Origin of the sequence: Selenomonas sp. GACV-9, from assembly GCA_900116485.1 — a bacterium.
In the GTDB taxonomy this organism is placed as follows: domain Bacteria; phylum Bacillota; class Negativicutes; order Selenomonadales; family Selenomonadaceae; genus Selenomonas_A; species Selenomonas_A ruminantium_G.
In genome coordinates, this window is the sequence record FPAX01000003.1 from 137,746 (window position 1) to 159,609 (window position 21,864).

The window sequence follows — 21,864 nt, forward strand, 5'->3', positions numbered from 1 at the left end:
TCAACGTTATAGATATTTAACTTTCGTTAAGTCTATAACGCCTCCGGCCCAGGACAGTCCTACACCAAATCCCATAATGACTACATTCTGTAAATGTTTATCCGGATTGGCTTTCAACATATCTGCAAGAGCAATAGGTATTGAGCTGGACACGGTATTCCCATATTCTTCCACGTCATTCCAATACGGCACGTCAAGCAAATCACATTTCTGCTGCAAATATTTGAGCATGAAGTTATTGGCCTGATGGAAGACGTAATAGTCCACTTCGGCTTTAGCCAACTCGGCATCAGCTAATACGTATTGCAACGTTTGCGGTACAACTTCCAACGAAAATTCGCTGATGGCCGAGCCAACCATTTGCAAATGGTAATTATCCCGGATATTGTTATATTGATCAGTAGTTTCTTCTTTTGCCACGCCATACGGATTTCGCATGCCACCAACAGGCACAATAAGATTTTCAGCACCACTGCCGTCCGTACCATAATGCAGAGCACGAATTCCTGGATCTTCTTCGTCTACAGATTCTATCCATACAGCACTAGCTCCATCACCAAACAATGGCGCCGTACTATGATCCTGCGGATGGATATGTTTGCTATACGTTTCAGCGGTAATCAGCAACACATTTTTCGCCTGCCCCGATTCGATAAAGCCCTTTGCAATGCCAAGCCCATAAGCGAATCCAGAACAGCCAAGATTATAATCAAAGGCTCCACAATTACGTGACAGTCCTAACCGATGCTGCAATAAGCAAGCGGTAGGCGGCAAGATATAGTCCGGCGATTCTGTGCAAAAAAGCAAAAAATCTATCTTACTTCTATCTAAGCCCTTGCTGAACAGTTTTTCTGCAGCCTGAACTGCCAAATCCGATGCCAGCTCTCCCTCTGCCGCAATATGTCGCCGCAATATGCCCGTCTTCTTAGTCAAACGATTCTTTTCATTTTCCTCTACATGTTCGGGCAAGGCATATGCCAGCCCACTTATATATGCCTTCAAAGTAAAATCTCCTTATGCGAGATACCCGCCGTCCACTACAACATTGGTACCTGTAATCCACGATGCCCTATCGCTGAGCAGAAACAATACCTGTCCCGTCACGTCTTCGGGCTTTCCCACACCTAAAAGCTCCCGCTGTAAAATCGGTGCCATATCCGTGATGTCTGCCGCTTCTTCCGTCATATTTGTCTGCACCCAACCAGGAAGAATTGAATTGACCCGCTGGCTCCGCCGAGCAATTTCCTTAGCAATGGACTTTACAGCACTGTTAACCGCCATCTTAGCCCCACTATAGGCAAACTTTCCCTTCCAACCTGCCATTGCATCAACCGAGGAAAACAGAACAAAGCTTGCACCTTTCTCAGATATTGCGGTCTTTGTACATACCTGTAAAAAATCCACGCCTGCCCAAAAGCTGACATCCATGATTCTACGAGCCATATCAAGGTCATACTGTTTCAACGGGGTAATCCCAACAATTCCTGCAGCATGAATGCCACCATTCAGTTTGCCTTTATCCTGAACGAACTCTCGAACAGCCTCACTCAGCTGCTTTTTATTACAGACATCCACTGCCGCTATAGTGATTTGTTCTGGATATTCTTTCTGCAACTCCCGGAGCTTTTCCTCACGGCGGGCAATAGCAAGCACCTGCGCACCAGCCTCTGCCAGCTCTCGCGCAACACACTGTCCCATCCCTGAAGATGCCCCCGTTACAGCAAAACGGCAATCGGAAAAATCAAACGATACCTGATTCATCTGAAGCCTTCCTATTGTTAGCCCTTTACCAACTGATAAAGATCAGCAACCGTCACAGCCTCACGTACCTGGTCAGCAGCTACTTTCTTCCCATAAGACGCATTCGCCATAGAGATAAAGCTGACAAAACTCAAAGAATCCCAATCCTCTAAATCAGCCAATACCGTATCCATGGCCAGCTTATCTTCCGTATCGATAGTTTCCGTTAATTCCTCAATAAATTTCTGTTCCATTTTCTATTCCTCCAAAACATTTTTAAAACAAAGCTTCCTGCAAGTCTTCATAAAGACTTTTTCTTATTTTTTGATACATTTCCTTGGTACGATAATATTCCCGTTGATGTAGATTATTTACAAATAACTCATGAGGATATTGTATCTCTCCTTGATTTTCCACAAAGCCAAGCATTTTATTCAAACGAATTGCCTTGCGATTATCCTTAACTACATGAATATGCATCATATCCACCTGCTGATAAAGATAGTCAGACAACAGGAAAAAGCCTTCCAAAAAACCTGCATGATTTCGATAAGCAGGATTTCCTAACAAAAGTCTGCCCAAAATACACCGTCTTTTTTCCCTATCCATATCAGTCCAGCCCAATGTAGCAAAAGGAACATCATTTTCCTTGTCGACAAAAACCATAAGCCCCTGCGTATCATCCTGCTGATAACGCTGCTGATACCAAGCCGTTTCCGTCTCCATTGTCAGCTCCTGGGGCTGATTCAAGAATTTATTTAATTCCTTATCATTGCGCCACCGAACTACATCGGAAAAATATTCCGGCGAAAGCTCCTTTAACACAACCTTATGACCAATTAAATCCGGAACACAATCCAAACTACCATCTCCCATTCACTTTTCAGGATGCTCTTTGATGAAATTCATAAACTCGTCATAATCGCGAATGTAATCGCTCTCGTCATACAGCTCCGATGCAAACACCAATAACACCGCATCCTCGGAGAAATCAAACATCTCCCGCCACATGTTGTTGGCTACATACAGCCCCTCATACGGCTTTTCAAGAGGCACGACCTTCTTCTCCTTGCCATTATCCAGCCGAATCTTGCAGCTACCATGAATGCAGACAAGAATCTGCTCCAGTTTCTTATGCGCATGATGTCCCCTCACAACACCTCCCGCTGTATCATACATATAGTAGACACGCTTGATCTTAAAGGGAATATCCTTAAACTCCTCCAGCGCAATGAGCTGTCCCCGATCATCTCCATGGGGTTGGAATACATATTTTACTACCTGCAATTTATCCACCTCGTATAGATTTTTGATACAGATATCAAAGATAATATCTTCTAATTTTTATCTTGCACGGTCAATTGACTTAGTAATTTTTCTATCACCCTATAAATGATTAATTTAGGATAATATTTCCATATCGATACTGTCTTTTTACTAATGATTGAACGAGCCAACGATTTCATAGTAAACCTATGTTTATACGATTTACGAAACTCACTTGTATCAATATCATGCAAACAGAATTCAAATTTAGTTTTCCCAGTCACCACAAGATTATTCAATTCACACCTAAAGGTATCTTCATCCATCACTCTGCTGATTAATTTACGTTCAGCCAATTGCCGATATTGTTTATCTGATAGCAGTTTATCCACTTCAGACACCAACTCATCCTTATTCTTAAATTCCAACCTAATATCCTTATGGTTGAGCAACAATCCGTCCAAACTATTATCCGGACAGTTGAGCAATGTCAAGGGAAGTTTCCCAGCAACAGCAGCATACTGTGTCATCAAGCCTCCTATCATAGGATATGTATTAAGGTATATCGTAGAGTGTTTCATAACTGCATATAAGTCTTTTCGTTCATCCAACACAAATACTCGGGAAGGATATCTCGTCTGCAGCTTTTTCAGCCCTGATTTATCCCCTGCTCCAGCATAGACAAACAGCAACTCCTCATGCCGTTGCAAAATCTCATTAACCATCTGATAATAGGTTTCTTTATCATTAAATGTCTTATACAATGCCCCACCGCTAAACAATATAGGTCTATCATCAACATCAAACGGGAAGCCTTCAAATGGAACATCCTTATCAAAATACGGATAATAATGCAGTAATCGAATTTTTTCAGCTGCTATGTGCCGATACTTATGCGAGACACAAGCCCCATAATTACGAAATTCCACACAATAATCAAAAGCATTTCTCCCTAACCAAAAAGCATGGTCAGTCAAATTAATCTGATATCGTTTTACCTTCCCTGCCATAACCGCAAAAGAAACACAGCCTTCTACATCCGCTGGATACGTGTAAAAAAATGCTGTATGTGGCTGATATTTTTTGAAAAAATGCAATATCTCAGACGTCAGTTTATTCCCACACTTATTCTTTAAATAACAAAAAACTATATTCTTCCCCGCTGTTACTTTATGGATTTCTTCTTGCTGATAACGCGCTATTTCTGGTACGACATAAATAACAGAATATCTCAACTCACATAAAGCCTTGATATAAATCAACGCCAACCCTCTTGTATCTAATCCAAAGCCATCATAAAAAAGGATTACATTATTTTGAGGCTCATAATTTGTTGTAAAAGTTTTCTTATTCACTATCTCTTGAATACATTTTTCTAACAAATCATCCGTATAGCTTTGATTCCATTTATACTGTATATCTGCTGAAACCCTGATAGCATCATATGCTTTATCAACATCATTTTTTTTAATAGCTTTCTGTGCTTTTGTATTAAAGTCTCTTATGTATCTTTCAACGATTATTTCTTCCATATATCCTCCAGAAAGCAAAAACCAAACGTGCCCCTTTAGTTGTATATATTTTTATAAAATTTGACACTCATGGATTTTTAGATCCTAGTCTTATCCATCGTCTGCTATCTTCGTCCCATCGTTTTAACACTTGTGCAGGACATCCTACAGCAATACTATTTGCCGGAATATTATGAGTAACCGTACTATGACTGCCAATAATACATCCTTCACCAATAATGACACCAGGAAGGATTGTCACAAACTCCCCAATCCAGCACCTATCACCAATCTCCACGCTCTCATTTGCAGTCAGGCACCTTTCAGTGGGAGGAACATTAGGACTCTCCGAATTATCGCCACGATACACGCCATGATTGTGGTCAGTGATATAAATCTTGCTCCCCATCAATACATCATCACCAATGACAATCCGATGGTTGCAGCCAATATGCACATACTCCCCAACGTTGACTCTGTCACCGATGATAAGTTCTGGCGAAAATACCTGCCCTGCGGCTGGATAGTCTGTCACTGCTTCTAGCCACAGGCCTCGACCAGCAGTAAACCCTTTTCCGATGCGCATATGATCAATGCCACCTAACCGCGTGTCAGGGAAAATGCATATATCCTTGCGCCCAAAGACCATCAGCCCATAAATCAACTTACATATACGTTGATAATAGAACTGCATAGACCAGAAGAATCCCTGTCGCCTAAGTCGTTCTTTCAGTAGATGCAGACGCCGCAAGCTCACTAATTCCAATATCATCCACTCCTGTTACGCACGAATACCAGCCAGCAGTTCTGAAGTTTTCTTTTGCATCAGCTCTTCATTCTGACGGGTCTCCACGTTCAGTCTTATGACTGGTTCCGTATTGGACTTGCGCAGATTAAAGCGCCAATCCTCAAACTCCACGGATAAACCATCAATCCTCGTTATCTTGCCTTTCGGACCATACTCTGCTTCGATACGTTTCAGGACTTCGTCCGCATCCTTGACCTTGCTGTTGATTTCCCCTGAGCATGGATACCGATCCATACGTTCCTGCATCAGTTCTGACAAGGTTTTATCTGTATTGGAAAGCAGTTCCAACACCAGCAGCCACGGGATCATGCCACTGTCACAATAGGAAAAATCCCGGAAATAGTGATGCGCACTCATCTCGCCACCATAAATGGCATTCTCCTCGCGCATCTTTTCCTTGATAAAGGCATGACCACTCTTGGACATCACGGGGATACCGCCGTTTTCCTTGACCAACTCTTCGGTATTCCATGTCAGACGCGGATCATAGATGATCTTCTCGCCAGGATTCTTCTGCAGGAATGCTTTGGCAAGGAAACCAACCATATAATAGCCCTCGATGAAGTTTCCTTGCTCATCGAACATGAAGCAACGGTCAAAATCTCCGTCCCAAGCAATACCTGCATCAGCACCAAACTCACGCACAGCTTTGGCGGTAGACTCACGATTCTCTGGCAGCAGTGGATTCGGTACACCATTCGGGAAGTTGCCATCTGGTGTATGATGGACCTTTACCAGTTCGAAGGACAGGTACTTCTCCATCACATCAAGGATTGGCCCTGCAGCACCGTTGCCGGCATTGACCACGACTTTCAATGGCTTCAGCTTGGCTACATCCACATATGAAAGGATATGCTTTACATAATCCTCCACGATATCCAGCTTCTCGACTCGGCCAACGCTCTCTGCCTTAGCCGGAAGCTCACCATCTGCTACCTGTTTTTCCAACTCCCGCAGTCCTGTATCTCCAGAAATCGGTCGAGCCTCCTGCCGGACGAACTTCATGCCGTTGTATTCCTTCGGATTATGGCTGGCGGTAATCATGATGCCGCCGTCCAGCTGCAGATGTGCCGTGGCAAAGTAGATCATCTCCGTGCCACATTGCCCGATGTCGATGACATCACAGCCAGACTCCGTAAGACCTTTTACCAATGCCGCCTTCAAAACTGGGCCAGACAAGCGGATATCATTTCCCACGACAACTTTTCTCGCCGAGAACAACTCAGGGAAAAATCGCCCAATGCGATAAGCTATCTCTTCATTTATGGTATCCGGATAAATCCCTCGGATATCGTAAGCACCGAATGCCTCTACGCAAAAACTCATATAATCCTTCCTTATTCTGGGTCTGCAAACCTTACTATGTCATCCTCGCTGATGTAGGCTCCATTCTGTATCTCAATCAGCTCCAATGGAATCTTGCCTGGATTGGCCAACTGATGTCTTACCGTCTGGGGAATGAATACAGATTCTTCCTCATGGATGAACATACGCGCTTCCCCACGCACGACTTCAGCCGTACCGCGCAGGACTACCCAATGCTCTGTCCGATGGTAGTGCATCTGCAATGCCAGTTTCTTGCCAGGCATCACCCGGACTTTTTTCATCCGGTAGCCTTTACCCTGGCCAATGATAGAGGATGTGCCCCATTCATGGAAGATCGTGGTATGCTCTACCGCCTCCTTGCGGTTCATTGCCTTCAGCTTTTCTACCACATTTTTGACCTTCTGGGATTCGCCCTTCTTCGCTACGACGATAACGTCATCAGTCTCCACCAACAGCAAATCATCAAGACCGATGCCAGCAATCAGCCGGTCACGCCCCATAATCAGTGAATCCTTGCAGTCAAGGGCCAATACATCTCCCTTGACAGCATTGCCATTGGCATCCTTAGGCAAGATATCGTACATGGCATCCCAGGAACCGATGTCATTCCAATAGCAGGAAAGCTCTACCATGCATACATTTTGTGAGCGCTCTGCTACCGCATAGTCGATAGAGATTTCTGGCAAGTCACCGAAAGCAGCCAGCAGATGATCATAGCCGCCATCCATCTGCTGCGCAATCTCTGGCTGATAAGCCGCAAGCTCAGCCTTTATCGTTCCAAGTGAAAAAGCAAACATGCCAGAATTCCAGTAATAATTGCCAGCCGCTACATACTTTTCTGCCGTGACGAAATCCGGCTTCTCCTTGAAGGACGTCACCTTCCTTACTACAGCATCCGTAGTTTCGGTTTCAATGTAGCCATAGCCAGTCTCTGGTCGTTTCGCCGGAATGCCAAACGTTACCAGCTGGCCTGTCTTAGCTGCCTGCTCAGCTGAATCCACGCAACGCTTGAACTCATCCAACGGACGAATCACATGGTCTGCTGCTGCCACTAGCAACATTTCATCTTCGTCACATGCCAGCTCAGAACGGCAGAACTCCGCTCCCAGAGCAATCGCCGGAGCAGTATTGCGGGCTACCGGCTCCAGCAGGACATGTGCCGACTCCGCATTGCATTCGCTCAGTTCATTCTGCACATGATACAAGTACTTCTGATTGGTAATGACGATTATATCCTCTGCTGATACAAAAGACATAAACCGTTTCACTGTATGAGCTAGCAAGGAGTTCTCATCTTCCAGGCATAAAAACTGCTTGGGATAAGACTTACGCGATAGTGGAAACAAACGCGATCCGCCGCCACCGGCTAAGATTATGATTTTCAAAATGTTATCCTTCCCCTCATCATTTGCTAGCCTTATTCAACCTTCAGCATTCACTTCATCAACAGCCTTCTTTAACGCTTCTAAATACGCATAGCCTTTTGTTTCATCAGGCTCCAGATATGCGCCTTCTCCCCATTCATTCCAAGCAGTAACGAATACATATTCTATTTCTTTTTTACGGGATATTTCCATAAGTCGTTTCAGATATCTGCCAAATTTCTCTGGTGTTCCACCTTTCATAATCCGTGCCATCCGGCCACGTCTTGGTGTATCATCAAAATCTACAAATCCACTAAGGAATGTCTTCGAATCCGCTTTTTCTGCATCCCGCAATATCCTTCGCCAACATTTGTCATAACTAGCAAACCTGATTCTTTTCATCTTCTTACTTATGACGTTATTGACTTTATTCTTCAACGCATCCATAAAATAATTTGGCGAGAATGGCGAATATCGTATACGATATTCCAGATTCTCATTGCGCCAATTATCTTTTGTCATACAAATGATTCCTGCAAAACCATTTTCTTTCGCTAACTTATCCCAATACTCAACCATATCTTTTATGACCGAAAATTGGTTATGTGGTTGAAAGATGCCAAACACAGGCTTATTATCTATTTTGATATATCTGCTGTCCCGAAAGAATGACAACAAATAATCGAAATGCTTTTTCCAATCTTCTTTCGTCCCGTATACCAGTTTAGCTAATACACCGCCATTATCTATTTCTTCTTGCGAAATATCCCCATCATAATCAGGAGCCCAATCATTCATCAATCGTTCTTTACTCCAGGTTCTTGTCCATGAAGTATTATCCCAAAGAAATAGATAATTTATATCAATATCACTATTATCACGAATCAACTCCGCAGGTTTCTCCAACAACTTCAATTCGGATGAAAACCAATAATGATATATCCCGAATCCATATACTCCATATTTCTTTGCCAATTGTGCTTGCCATCGAATCTCATCCACATCATCTAAATGATAATAATGTTTGTCTAATGGTATTCTAGGCTGACTATGCCCTTTATATAATGGTTGCGTTCGTTTTACTGCCAGCCAATCAGTAAAACCATCTCCCCACCATTTACTATTTTCTGGTATCACATGAAACTGTGGCAGATAATTTGCTATAACCTTTATCCTATTTACAGAACACACTTTTCTCTTCCTTTTTCCATCTCAAATATACTGAAAGCACTGCTATATGCATCCAAAAATACGGCCGAAGAATATTTTGATTCAATTGCAAAATCAATATTTCAGCAATTAATGCAATTAACAATCCTTCCCCTATTCCATCATCATATACCAGTGATTCTACCGATGATTTAATTAATTTATAGAAATACACTAAAAAAGGAATAATACCAACAATCCCTGATGCCGCTAATACTTCCAGTGCTACCGCCGACCCTTCATTATCTTTCGTATCGCCACTTTGATTGTTTGATATTGCTATTTTCTCAGCCACGCCACCTAAACTAGAGCCTATGATAGGATTATCATAAAATGCCACTAAAGTCTTTTCCATATTATCCGCACGTGTATCTACCGAGTGTGCAGCTGTTCCTCCTATACCAGTTCCCTCAAGCAAAAAACCGTATTCATCAAAAAGATCATCAAAGGGTACTATATTACCTATACAGAAACACATCACTAATACTACTAGCAAACATTTAATATACTTAATATGAATTTTATTTTTCATGAAATTAAGTATTATTTCTTTTATTTCCTTGCAAAATCTTGGCAAAGCCACCACACAAATCATCATCATGATTCCCATTCTAGAGCTGCTCAATATCATAGATGCACTTACAACGCAAAACATTAGCCTTAGTTTTAACCGATTAAATAAGACTTCATTGTCATATTTTAACAAGACTAATAAAACACACCATCCCATAAGCATATATGTAGCAAAATACGAAGGTTCATATGAAAAACCATTAATCCTTGCTAACACCCCAGGAATCCACCACTGCGCAACCAATGGTGTATTCATTTTCAAAAAAGGCGCAGCAATGAATTGAAATAATCCAAATACAGCTACCATAACAAATGATAAACAATAAACACGCAGTAATGACTTAACCTGTTTTGTACTTACAAAGACATTTACAAGCAATATAATATTTAATATATCTTGTGTAAGCCAAAGCCAATACCCAACACTCCTTACCAGCTCATCAGTATTCAATACAAAAAGCAATATAAAAATATTCCAAAAGCAAAGCCATCCTATTGCTTTTGGCATAATAATTATCCTTCTTACTTTTAACGCCCATAGCAAATAAGCATAAGGAATAAACATAACCAACTGACAAAACCTTACCGTTCCGCTTATTTGCCATGCTAAAAATATATCGAATGATGTTGTCATAATCGCTATATATATGAGCAATTTCATAACGAACAACAATTGAAATCATCCCTTCATAACTTTTACATCCGATTCACATATAGCTTCTATTATATTCATAATTTCATTCACCTTATCATTCCAATCGAATTTACAAAGCCACTCATCAATATTTATCTTTCGTTTTTCATCTTTTAACTTATCCGCAATATCATTAACATCATACGGATTGAAATAATCTGCACAATCACCACATACTTCCGGTATCGATGCCACGTTTGATACTATCACTCTTTTCTCAGCCGCTAATGCTTCTAGAGGTGGAAGGCCAAACCCCTCATATAGAGAGGGAAATACCAGTGCATCAGAATTTGCCACATATTGCATAAGCAAATCGTCCGACACATAACCTGTAAATATTATCCGATTCTCATACCCTTTTATAATTTCTGCTATATTATCTGCCCCTGTGATGAATCCATCTTTTTTCCCAACCAATATAAGATCTTGTTCTACGTCATCTATTATCGTTTTATAAGCTTCAATCAATCGATGCAGATTTTTATGTGGTTTTATATTCCCCACATATACGAAATATGGCTTTGTATGTGGAGATTTCTCTCTCTTAATATGCTTCCATTTTTCATTGACGCCATTATAAACGACACTAATCTTTTCAACATCAACATTAGGAATATATTTTATTAGTTCTTGTCTTGTAAATTGCGAAACACATATAATTCTACTAGCTTTATACGTTGCTAACCTAAACATTATGTTAGCATAAGCGCGTTTCAGAATTGATTTGTTGATTTTTTTTAATGCTAAATGTGCCAAATCATGTATGGTTACTATCAATTTTCCTTTGTAGAAAACAGGCACATTATAATGAGGCGACCAAAAGCAATCTAAATCCTTAGGTATAATTCGCGGTAAAACAAATTGTTCTCTTATGGAGTAAATAGGACAATCACACTCTATAATATGTACATTCTTATTCGAAGAGAATGACATATCATCAATCTCATCCTTTTTTCCTATAAGATAAAAGAACCAATCTTGCCGCATAGGTATCATTCTTGTTAGTACATTTTCAATAACCTTACCTATACCGGAAGATTTTAGCATGCGAACATCTACACCTACACGCAACCTTTTCTCATTTTCCATCACTTCAATATATCTCCAATATGTTTTTGAAGTTCATTCCTAAATCTTGATATCCCATATTTTTCTGCATTCTTACGGCATTTTTCCGCTGTAATAACAGTAACATCTGAAAACATATTCACTGCATTTGCAATACTAGCCACAGTTTGCTCATCAAAGAAAATACCCGTTTTATTTTCTTCAACTGTTTCTAATGCCCCACCTTTCCCATAAGCAATAACAGGAGTTCCACAAGCCTGTGCCTCTACTGGTGTGATGCCAAAATCTTCTTCTGCAGCAAAAACGAAGGCTTTTGCATGCTGCATTTTTTCTTTCAATACATCAAATGGCTGATATCCCATCAGTATGATATTTTCTCCAGCTATCGCTTTGATTTTTGCAAAATCCGGACCATCACCGATTACTACCAATTTCTTATCAGGCATATCATTGAAAGCCTCTACAATCAGCTTCACTTTTTTATATGGCACCAAACGGGAAGCAGTTAAGTAATATTCTTCTTTTTTCTCACAATATGAAAATGCTTCAATATCGACAGGAGGATATATGACCTTAGCGTCTCTGCCATAAACCTTCTTGATACGCTTGGCTATGAATTTTGAATTGGCGATATAATAATCCACACCATTTGCTGTCCGTGTATCCCACATCCGCATATAGTGAAGGATTACCTTGGCTAACCAGCCCTTCATACCATGATTTAGATTTGCCTCGTTTAGATATTGATGTGTCAAATCCCAAGCATATCGAACAGGACTATGTACATAGGAAACATGCACCTGATTGGGACCAGTTATTACCCCTTTGGATACACAGGATGAGCTTGAAATAACAAGGTCATATCCGGATAAATCTAACTGCTCGATTGCCAATGGCATCAAAGGCAAATACGTTCTATAGTGTCTTCTTGCTCCTGGCAGTTTTTGGATAAATGTAGTGTGTATTTTCTTATTTTTAATAAATTCTCGTTGCCCTTCTGGTAGAAAATCCACTGTAGAAAACAAGTCTGCATCAGGATATAGTTCCAAAAGCTGTTCTACCACACGTTCTGCTCCGGCATAAGTTACGAACCAATCATGGACAATTGCCACTTTCATGCTCTTCCTAACCTCTCCTTATCCTGCAATCAAATTTCACGCTTCACGTTTATAACAAATCAGGCTATATCCAAAAGCAATCATACATCCCAAGACGAAACCAACAGCTGTAATCAGTTTCTTTCTCGGCGCTACCGGTTTATCCTCGTCTGGCAAGTCAGCGGAATCGATTACCTGTATATCCATACTCTGCATAGCTTCCTGGATCTTATCTTGTTCACATTCCTGTACCAAACTCATATAGATTTTCTGCTTGATTTCTGCATCACTCTTGAGCTGCAGGAAGGTCATCATATCGTCTGGCAGCTTGCCGATTTCCTGTTCTTTCTTTTCTTTCTGTGCCTTGATGGCAGATTCACTAGCAACTGCTGCGTCCCTCTCTGCCTCAGCCACAGCCTGATTCTGCAGTAGTGTCATCTGGGCAGCATTAATCGTGGCTGCATTCGAGCTGACGATTGCGTTTACTTCGTTTTCCAAGGAGCTGTGCAATTCGTTCAGCTGACGCCGCGCGGCAATCACATCTGGATGCTTTTCTGTATATTTCTGTTTGAGACCTACCAGCTCTACTTCCTTTTCTACGATTGACGCACGGATGGACTGAACCGTGCTGTTATCATTGATACTGTAATTGCGTGTTCCAGCTTTTTGTTCACCAAGTTTTTGCGTTGCAACATCATACTGAGCTTGTGATGATTTCTGCTGCACCTGCATTTCGCCAATTGCTTTGTCAAAAGCTGCCAACTGCTCAATCACTGCTTTTGCCTGGTCATCCGGACTGTATATTTGATGCTCCTTTGAAAACATTGCCAGCTTCTGGTCAGCATCCTCAGATTCTTTCTTTGCCGTCTCGATTCTCTCATTGAGGAATTTCACCAACAGGCTCTGCGTCTGCTGGTTCATATACGTCTGCATGGCTAGGAAGCTATCCACTACGCCCTGACTGATTTTCTGAGCTTCTTCTGGTGTACGACCTTTTGCCGTAACTGTAATCAGATTCGTCTGTTTGGTATTCTTTATATCCAGATTACTCTTCGCAAAACCGGCAGCACTTGGCTTATGTTTTTCATCCGACCACTCCAGAGAATCGATAACTGGCTCCAGTACATGACGAGACTTCATCAGTTCTATGTAGTTAGTCGGCGAGGCAGAGTTACTGCTACCGCCGCCAATATTTATCCCCATCATGCTTGCCATAGAAGATAGACCACCAAGATCCTTGCCTACACTTCTCGTCTGCACCAAGGCTGTAGATTCATATTGTTTTGGCAATGTAAAACTAATCCCAGCCGCCAGCAGGGTACTAACTATGATGACACTGCCAACTTCCTTTTTATGTCTTCCAGCAACCCGCGCCAGTCTCCCCAAATCTATCGTGTCTTCCTGTACTTGTGATTGCAGTTTGTTTTCCATCTATTTGTTCTCCTTACTTGGTTAATAAGCACCTTTTCTGAAAATAACAGCGGTAAATGTCTTGGCCAGATACATGATGTCTAGCCATACAGACCAATTCCGTACATACCATGTATCCATAGCGACACGCTCCGCGTAGGTAGTATCACTTCTGCCACTCGCCTGCCACATTCCGGTAATCCCCGGCAATACCATGGAGTACTCCCGAAAATATTGGCCATAGCGTTTGATTTCCTTTTCAACGATAGGTCTTGGCCCCACCAAACTCATATCGCCTTTGATTACATTCCATAATTGTGGCAATTCATCCAGACTAGTTTTCCGCAAGAATCCTCCCAATCTCGTCACTCGAGGATCGTTTGTAAGTTTGAATGATTCTTCCCATTCCTTGCGAGCTTCCGGATTTGCTGCTAGATACTCTTCCAGCTTTTCCTGTGCATTCGGAATCATCGTCTGGAATTTATAGCAAGCGAATTCCCTACCATCCTTGCCAATACGACGATGAGCGAAAATCACAGTTCCCTTATTCTCTATTGCCACTAACACACTGATAATGAGAAGGAATGGAAGTATCAATAATCCACCGCTCACCGTGCATATCAAATCAAATATGCGCTTATATATTCGATTACGGCGCATTGCCAAGTTGTTCCGCATTTGCAGCATCAATATTTCCTCTGCAAACAAAACCTGCGCCTCTACGCCCACCATCGGTGTCCCAATCAGATCCGGCACGTAGGCAAGGTGCCTTACATGCGGCTGAACGGTCGTAATCAGCTTTTGCATTTTGTCCCGCTCCATCCCCGGAGCAGTTATAATCACGGTCTGCACTGTACTGTCTTGGAGAACGGATTCCGCATCCTCTACTTTCCCCAGTACCTTGTATCTCGCGACAATCTTCTCTGAGATGGGATCATCATCCAAGAAGCCCACCACATTGTAGCGATAGCCTAGGTCATCCTGGAAGAAATGCAGTGCTCTCTCCGCAGTCCTGCCAGCACCGATGAGGATTACATCTTCGTATAGATGTTTCCGATACTTGAGATATGCGCTGATAGCTAACCGCTCGCTATAGACCATAACCAGCAGCACAAGCCAAAATACTAGGAAGAATGACCTAGGAGCCTGCCAGCTCGTGAAGAAATACAGTGCTACCACGCAGCCAACCAAGGCAAACGTCACGCCATAGAAGATATTGCGAACCATATAGATGATTGGCTGCATCGTGGCATACGCCCGGCCTTGCGCCAGGAACAATATGAAGGTCAATGGCAGCCATAGGTATATATAGCTGCTATTGACAGACAAACCATAGGCAGCTGTCACCAACTGTGCCGTCAAAAGCACGAACAGGTAATCAGCCGCCAAAAAGACGATAGGTGTGATATAGCCTTCTCTCTTATATTTAGATTTGCCATGACAACATGGCCGTACTAGATTCATTGCATATCTCCTTACATTTTCTATTGCAACTATTATCAAAAAGTGTACTTATTGATAATGCACGAAAAATGTCTCAAAACTTGTCGTATATTCTCAAAACCTTCATCTAGACACGTAAAATAGGCAAAAAAATAGACATCCACAACGCCATTTGTTATAATGGAGGTTGTGAATGCGCTGTCTCAAAAAGTACACTTTATGAGACTGAACAAATACAAAACGCCATCCTTACAAGGGCTATTCCCTGTAAGGATGGCGTTTTTGCTTCCCGTAGTTATACTGTTTTACTTTACCGTTTGGTATTGTTGCTTAGCACTGCGCGGCTTATCCGGCAACGTAAGTTTCATTTGCCCAGACTTAACCAGCGGTTCGATATAGCGGTTGCGGATATATGAAAACGTGTCTATCTTCATGAATTCTTTGATCTCCGCCCTAGTACGCGGTGTCCGACAGAACTCCAGTAAACCTGACGCATCTTGCCCCCTCTCCGCATTTGCTATCTCTTCCTGCTGCGCTGTTTCTTGCGCATTATAAAATGTTACCACAAATTCATTCCGCCGGTTCTCAAAGACCGGTTCTGGCAAACCATATTGCTTCATCTCCCGACGCATTGTTGGGATGCCCGAGTAGCGATTTTCAACGCGATTCAAAGACTCTGCCATTGTCGCCAAAGCAGGATTACGTAAATCCGGTCTTGCCACTCCCAGCTGATCCACAGTCATACGTCCATACAAGTTACCAGGACTATGAATCTCCATCCGGTCGCGGTAAAGAACCAATTGCACCGGTGTCCCCTCAGTATAGATACTATAATCGCGATGCACGACGGCATTCAATATCGCTTCGCGGATTGCAGCAATAGGATATTCGTCAATGTCCTTGCGCATCCCCGTCTGCTTATCTATGATGGTTCTTGTCTTCATATTCCGCTTACAAAAGGCTATTGCCTCTGCCACTTGCTCCGAAAGTGTTCCTTCAATTCGCTTGTTATCAAGGAAACGGATATCCTGTTCATCAGTATCCCCAATATCATCACCCGGCACCACCACTGCCGTGATGCAAAGCTGTGGCATGAACCCCTGTGGATAAATCCCCATGTTCATGACAGCAGCCAAGGTCGGCTTACCTTTTCGCACGACATCCATCAACTCATAGGCTCGTTTCTCTGACAGCTGTGCAAATCCCGGACGTTCTGCTTTCTTCGCCTGCATATATGAGCCAAGTATACCAGCATCCAAATCCTCAAGCATAGCACGGTCTATGGGACGCTCATCATCATGCAAATGTTTACGAAAAGCTTCATAACTATAGAGTTCGTATTCTGTCATCACCATATCCGCATCACCGACACGGGTATACGCCCCCTTCAACCGCCCTGCCCCTTTGTAGTAACACGGCCGTTCAGATAGCTCAAGTCCCGGTATTTCCGCCGAGCAAACATCCACTCCATCAACCTCTGCCACGGTAAAAACCGCTCGAACAGGCGGTACCATCTGATTACACTGCTCCACAACTTTCTTTTGTAAATCCTGCAAATCATATACACCAGTCAGTTTGAAACCTTCCTTTTCGTCAATACCAAAGAAAAGGACTCCCCCTCCGTCCTGATTCGAAAAACTGGACAAGGTATCATAAAGTCTTTTTGGACAGCCCCCATGTGCCGCTTTTATTTCCAAATCTTGTCGTTCGGTCTTTTTATCTAAAATCCATTTCGTTAATTCAATAAGTTCTTCAGTTATCATTTTACTTCCCTCCTTTTATCTTAAATTTTAGCGCAATAACTTAACATATTCAAGATATTTATTAAGTTATTGCGCTAATTTGTTGAGAAACTTCTTAAATTACTTCCATTTCTCGAACTTTTCTATAGAATGTTGCTTTGCTCATTTTGCAAGTTTGCAGAATCTCTTCGCGAGTTATCTTGTTGCTGCGCCATTTATTGACGAGAACGGGGAAGTTTCTGGGGACGCTGACCTCGGGACGGCCGAAGCGGACGCCTTTGGCTTTGGCGGCGGCGATGCCTTGAGCCTGGCGCTTGCGGATGTTGTCGCGCTCAGATTCGGCTACGAAGGAAAGCACCTGCAGGACGAGGTCGGAAATGAAGGTGCCGAGCAGGTCTTTATATTGGCGCGTGTCTAAGAGCGGCATATCGACGACGCAGATGTCGATACCCTTCTCTTCGGTCAGATAGCGCCATTGGTTCTGGATTTCCTTATAGTTGCGTCCCAGGCGGTCAATGCTCAGGATATAGAGCAGGTCGCCTGGCTCCAGCACCTGCAGCAGCTTTTGGTAGTTCCGTCGATGGAAGTCCTTGCCAGACTGCTTGTCGATGTAGATGTTGCCCGCAGGGATCTTCAGTTCCTCCATGGCACGGAGCTGACGCGCCTCATTCTGGTCAAGGCTCGATACACGGATGTACGCATAGTTTTTCATGATCTATTCCTCCTATTGACTGAAAAAAATACCTCTCATTAGGAGTACATAGACTTTCTCGTGCAAAATGCAACCGTATAGACAAAAAAAGAGGACATTCTCACATTACATGAGAATGTCCTCGCGTGATTTATAGGATATTATTTGCCAGCCAGGGCTTTGTAGCCTTCGTAGCGGGTCTTCGCATCGTTCTGCGTCTTCTCGAAGAGTGCCTCAGCAGCCTCTGGGAACGAACGCTTGAGGTTGATGTAGCGGTTCTCGCCCATCAGGAATTCCTGGAACTTGTCGAAGTCCGGCTCCTTGGAGTCAAGGCTGAACGGATTCTTATCCGTGCCGACGAGCTGCGGGTTGTAACGATAGTTAGCCCAGTAGCCACACTCGACTGCGAGCTTGGCCTCGAGCTGGCTGCAGCCCATGCCTTTGCGGATGCCGTGGTTGATGCACGGTGCATAGGCGATGATCAGAGACGGGCCTGGATATGCCTCAGCCTCGGTGATGGCCTTGATGAGCTGGTTCTGGTCAGCGCCCATAGCGACCTGTGCCACATAGACATAGCCGTAGGTGCGGGCCATCATGCCCAGATCCTTCTTCTTCGTCTTCTTGCCTGCAGCAGCGAACTGTGCGATAGCTGCAGCCGGCGTAGCTTTCGATGCCTGGCCGCCCGTGTTGGAGTAGACCTCGGTATCGAATACGAAGATGTTGACATCTTCGCCCGATGCCAGGACATGGTCGACACCGCCGTAGCCGATGTCGTATGCCCAGCCGTCGCCGCCGAAGATCCACTGGGAACGTTTGACGAAGTAATCTTTGTTCTCGTAGAGCTTGTTCAGCAGTTCATCGCTGCCCTTCTCAGCCTCCAGCAGAGCCGTGAGCTTATCCGCGCGCTCGCGGGTGCCCTCGCCATTGTTGAGGTTCTCGACCCATTCCGTCAGGGCTGCCTGCAGGTCAGCACTGCCTTTGCCAGCCTCGACAGCTGCCTTGGCATCTGCTGCCAGGCTGTCGCGGACGGATTTCGTGCCGAGGAACATGCCGAGACCGAACTCTGCGTTGTCCTCGAAGAGGCTGTTGCCCCATGCCGGGCCATGACCGTCTTTGTTCGTCGTGTACGGCATAGCCGGTGCACTGCCGCCCCAGATGGAGGAGCAGCCCGTAGCATTGGCAATCATCATGCGGTCGCCGAAGAGCTGCGTCAAGAGTTTTGCATACGGCGTCTCGCCGCAGCCAGCGCAGGCACCGGAGAACTCGAACAGCGGCTGCTCGAACTGGGAGCCCAGAACCGTTTCTTTCTTCATCGGGTTCTTCTTCGGTGCGACCTTCTTCGTGTCGACGCCATAGTCGAAGTAGACCTGTTTTGCCTTGAGTTCATCGTCAAGCGGCTTCATATCGAGTGCCTTGACCGGGCAGACCTGTGCGCAGTTGCCGCAGCCGAGGCAGTCCATCGTGGAGACAGCCACCGTGAAGTTGTAGTCCTTGACCGTCTTGACTTTCTTGGACGGGAAGCCTTCCGGTGCAGCGGCGAGCTCTTCGTCGCTCGTGAGTACCGGACGGATCGTAGCATGCGGGCAGACATAGGAGCACTTGTTGCAGCCAATGCACTTCTCAGCATCCCAGACCGGTACGTTGATAGCCGTACCGCGTTTCTCATAGGCCGTGCCGCCCAGTGGGAACGTGCCATCAGCCATCTCGCCTGCGAACTTGGAGACCGGCAGCTTGTCGCCTTCCTGACGGTTCATGACCTCCTGGATTTCCGTGATAAATGCCGGCGCATCTTTTTTCTCGACTGCCTCATCCTCGGCATTTGCCCAGTCAGCCGGTACCGTTACGAGGTGCAGAGCCTCGATGCCCTTGTCGATAGCACCGTTGTTCATATCGACGATCTTCTGGCCCTTCTTGCCATAGGATTTCACGACGGCATCCTTGAGGTAGTCCACAGCCGTGTCGATAGGAATAATATTGGCAATCTTGAAGAATGCCGACTGCATGACCATGTTGAAACGGCCACCAAGGCCGAGTTCTTTGGCGATATCCACAGCGTTTACCGTGTAGAATTCGATGTTGTTCTTCGCGATGTAGCGTTTCATGTAGGCCGGCAGATGCTGCGTGAGGTCTTCATCGGACCAGGTCGTATTGAGCAGGAACTTGCCGCCCTTCTTGAGACCTGCCAGCAGGTCATACTTGTAGACGTAGGACTGCTGCGAGCAGGAGATGAAGTCAGCCTTGTTGATGAGATACGGGCTCGTGATCGGCTGTTTGCCGAAACGCAGATGGCTCATGGTGATACCGCCGGACTTCTTGGAGTCATAGGCAAAGTAAGCCTGTGCGTACATGTCCGTCTTGTCACCGATGATCTTGATAGCGCTCTTGTTGGCACCGACCGTACCATCAGAGCCGAGGCCCCAGAACTTGCAGGCCGTCGTGCCAGCCGGCGTCAGGTCGACGTCGCTCATGACCGGTGCAAGGCTCGTATTCGTGACATCATCCTCGATACCGATGGTGAAGCCGTCCTTCGGTGCATCTTTCTTGAGCTCCTCGAATACGGCAAAAATCTGATCCGGCGTCGTGTCCTTGCCGCCGAGACCGAAACGGCCACCGACGATGACCGGATTCAGGTCAGAGTTGTAGAAGGCTGCCTTGACATCAAGATAGAGCGGCTCGCCCAGGGAACCCGGCTCCTTCGTATGGTCGAGGACAGCTATCTTCTTGACCGTCTTCGGCATGAACTGGAAGAAATGCTTGAGGGAGAACGGGCGATAGAGATGGACGTTCATGAGACCGACCTTCTCACCGTTCTTGTTGAGGTAGTCGACCGTTTCCTCGACTGCCTGGCAGACAGAGCCCATGGCGATGATGATGCGGTCAGCATCCTCGGCGCCATAGTAGTCGAACAGGTGGTGCTCACGGCCCGTGATCTTGGCCATGTCAGCCATAGCCTCTTCAACGAGGTCCGGCAGTGCGTTGTAGTATTCGTTCGAAGCCTCGCGGCTCTGGAAGTATACGTCCGGGTTCGTGGCCGTACCGCGGATAACCGGATGATCCGGGTTCAGTGCGCGGCGGCGGAACTCTTTGACCGCATCCCAATCGAGGATCTTGCTGAGGTCATCATAGTCGACTACCTCGATCTTCTGGATCTCATGGGACGTGCGGAAGCCGTCGAAGAAGTTGATGAACGGTACGCGGCCCTTGATGGCAACGAGGTGCGCAACAGCCGAAAGGTCCATGACCTCCTGGACGCTGGCCTCAGCCAGCATAGCGCAGCCCGTCTGGCGGGCAGCCATGACATCCTGGTGGTCACCGAAGATGTTCAGCGAGTTGGCAGCGAGTGCACGTGCCGATACATGGAATACGCCCGGCAGCAGCTCACCAGCAACTTTATAAAGGTTCGGAATCATCAGCAGGAAGCCCTGGGATGCCGTATACGTAGTCGTCAGAGCACCAGCCTGCAGCGAGCCATGCACAGCACCTGCCGCACCAGCCTCAGACTGCAGCTCGATGACGCGGACGGTCTGGCCGAAAAGGTTTTTCTTGCCTTTGGCTGCATCCTCGTCCACATGCTCAGCCATCGGAGAAGACGGCGTAATCGGATAGATTGCCGCAACATCCGTGAAAGCATAAGAGATATAGGCGGCAGCCTGGTTGCCGTCCATGGTTTTCATCTGTTTGCTCATGTTATTTGTTTGCTCCCCTCTTTGATATAATATCAGAGTACCTAGATAGGATAACGCAAAATCGCCATTCCTTCTGTAATCTATGTTACTGATATCAATGACTCAATAAATTTTGCGTATATCCCGCGTAGCTATCATTATATACCGTAGACGAACAAATGTAAATATAATGTTACAAGTTTACATATAAAAAGACGGACGAGATATACACCTCATCCGTCAGACTTCGTCTGCCA

General features: G+C 44.8%; 18 protein-coding genes. All 18 read right to left on the reverse strand.

The window, feature by feature from the left end; translation table 11 throughout:
* Positions 1 to 6: 6 nt before the first annotated feature.
* Positions 7 to 1,002 carry a 3-oxoacyl-ACP synthase III family protein gene (locus BM322_RS05015; protein ID WP_075428818.1) on the reverse strand — a complete coding sequence of 332 codons (996 nt, stop codon included), beginning with the start codon at positions 1,000 to 1,002 and terminating at the stop codon, positions 7 to 9.
* 12 nt (positions 1,003 to 1,014) lie between these two features.
* A complete protein-coding gene (locus tag BM322_RS05020; RefSeq protein WP_075428819.1) occupies positions 1,015 to 1,761 on the reverse strand; it encodes an SDR family NAD(P)-dependent oxidoreductase in 747 nt (248 codons plus the stop codon).
* Between the two features lie 17 nt (positions 1,762 to 1,778).
* On the reverse strand, positions 1,779 to 1,994 hold the full coding sequence (locus BM322_RS05025; RefSeq protein ID WP_075428820.1) for a phosphopantetheine-binding protein: 216 nt from the start codon (positions 1,992 to 1,994) through the stop codon (positions 1,779 to 1,781).
* 22 nt (positions 1,995 to 2,016) lie between these two features.
* On the reverse strand, positions 2,017 to 2,601 hold the full coding sequence (locus tag BM322_RS05030; protein WP_177220819.1) for a GNAT family N-acetyltransferase: 585 nt from the start codon (positions 2,599 to 2,601) through the stop codon (positions 2,017 to 2,019).
* A gap of 15 nt (positions 2,602 to 2,616) precedes the next feature.
* Complete coding sequence (locus BM322_RS05035; RefSeq protein ID WP_075428822.1) at positions 2,617 to 3,027, reverse strand: FdtA/QdtA family cupin domain-containing protein; 411 nt, start codon at positions 3,025 to 3,027, stop codon at positions 2,617 to 2,619.
* 50 nt (positions 3,028 to 3,077) lie between these two features.
* The gene (locus BM322_RS05040; protein ID WP_075428823.1) at positions 3,078 to 4,538 is read right to left on the reverse strand and encodes a hypothetical protein; all 1,461 of its coding nucleotides are present in this window, start codon (positions 4,536 to 4,538) and stop codon (positions 3,078 to 3,080) included.
* Between the two features lie 67 nt (positions 4,539 to 4,605).
* Positions 4,606 to 5,274 carry a DapH/DapD/GlmU-related protein gene (locus BM322_RS13790; protein ID WP_318254540.1) on the reverse strand — a complete coding sequence of 223 codons (669 nt, stop codon included), beginning with the start codon at positions 5,272 to 5,274 and terminating at the stop codon, positions 4,606 to 4,608.
* A 24-nt stretch (positions 5,275 to 5,298) separates the two neighbouring features.
* The gene (locus tag BM322_RS05050; RefSeq protein ID WP_075428824.1) at positions 5,299 to 6,651 is read right to left on the reverse strand and encodes a phosphomannomutase; all 1,353 of its coding nucleotides are present in this window, start codon (positions 6,649 to 6,651) and stop codon (positions 5,299 to 5,301) included.
* Between the two features lie 11 nt (positions 6,652 to 6,662).
* Positions 6,663 to 8,036 (reverse strand): mannose-1-phosphate guanylyltransferase/mannose-6-phosphate isomerase, encoded by a 1,374-nt coding sequence (locus tag BM322_RS05055; protein WP_075428825.1) that lies wholly within the window; start codon positions 8,034 to 8,036, stop codon positions 6,663 to 6,665.
* Positions 8,037 to 8,072: 36 nt separating this feature from the next.
* Positions 8,073 to 9,206, reverse strand: a complete 1,134-nt coding sequence (locus BM322_RS05060) for a glycoside hydrolase family 99-like domain-containing protein (RefSeq protein ID WP_082334381.1) — start codon at positions 9,204 to 9,206, stop codon at positions 8,073 to 8,075.
* Positions 9,190 to 10,305, reverse strand: coding sequence for an O-antigen ligase (locus BM322_RS05065; RefSeq protein WP_177220821.1), 1,116 nt, complete (start codon positions 10,303 to 10,305; stop codon positions 9,190 to 9,192). Before BM322_RS05065 ends, BM322_RS05060 begins: the two co-directional genes overlap by 17 nt.
* A gap of 171 nt (positions 10,306 to 10,476) precedes the next feature.
* Positions 10,477 to 11,580: a glycosyltransferase family 1 protein gene (locus BM322_RS05070; protein ID WP_082334382.1), complete on the reverse strand. Its 1,104-nt coding sequence runs from the start codon at positions 11,578 to 11,580 to the stop codon at positions 10,477 to 10,479.
* Complete coding sequence (locus BM322_RS05075) at positions 11,580 to 12,677, reverse strand: glycosyltransferase family 4 protein (protein WP_075428827.1); 1,098 nt, start codon at positions 12,675 to 12,677, stop codon at positions 11,580 to 11,582. Before BM322_RS05075 ends, BM322_RS05070 begins: the two co-directional genes overlap by 1 nt.
* 36 nt (positions 12,678 to 12,713) lie before the next feature.
* On the reverse strand, positions 12,714 to 14,087 hold the full coding sequence (locus BM322_RS05080; protein WP_075428828.1) for a GumC family protein: 1,374 nt from the start codon (positions 14,085 to 14,087) through the stop codon (positions 12,714 to 12,716).
* A 21-nt stretch (positions 14,088 to 14,108) separates the two neighbouring features.
* Positions 14,109 to 15,530 carry an undecaprenyl-phosphate galactose phosphotransferase WbaP gene (gene wbaP / locus BM322_RS05085; RefSeq protein WP_082334383.1) on the reverse strand — a complete coding sequence of 474 codons (1,422 nt, stop codon included), beginning with the start codon at positions 15,528 to 15,530 and terminating at the stop codon, positions 14,109 to 14,111.
* Between the two features lie 284 nt (positions 15,531 to 15,814).
* Complete coding sequence (locus BM322_RS05090) at positions 15,815 to 17,272, reverse strand: ATP-binding protein (RefSeq protein ID WP_075428829.1); 1,458 nt, start codon at positions 17,270 to 17,272, stop codon at positions 15,815 to 15,817.
* Positions 17,273 to 17,366: 94 nt separating this feature from the next.
* Positions 17,367 to 17,963: a recombinase family protein gene (locus tag BM322_RS05095; protein ID WP_218154606.1), complete on the reverse strand. Its 597-nt coding sequence runs from the start codon at positions 17,961 to 17,963 to the stop codon at positions 17,367 to 17,369.
* 140 nt (positions 17,964 to 18,103) lie between these two features.
* Entirely contained in the window at positions 18,104 to 21,628 is a 3,525-nt protein-coding gene (gene nifJ / locus BM322_RS05100; RefSeq protein WP_075428831.1) for a pyruvate:ferredoxin (flavodoxin) oxidoreductase, read from the reverse strand.
* Positions 21,629 to 21,864 lie beyond the last annotated feature (236 nt).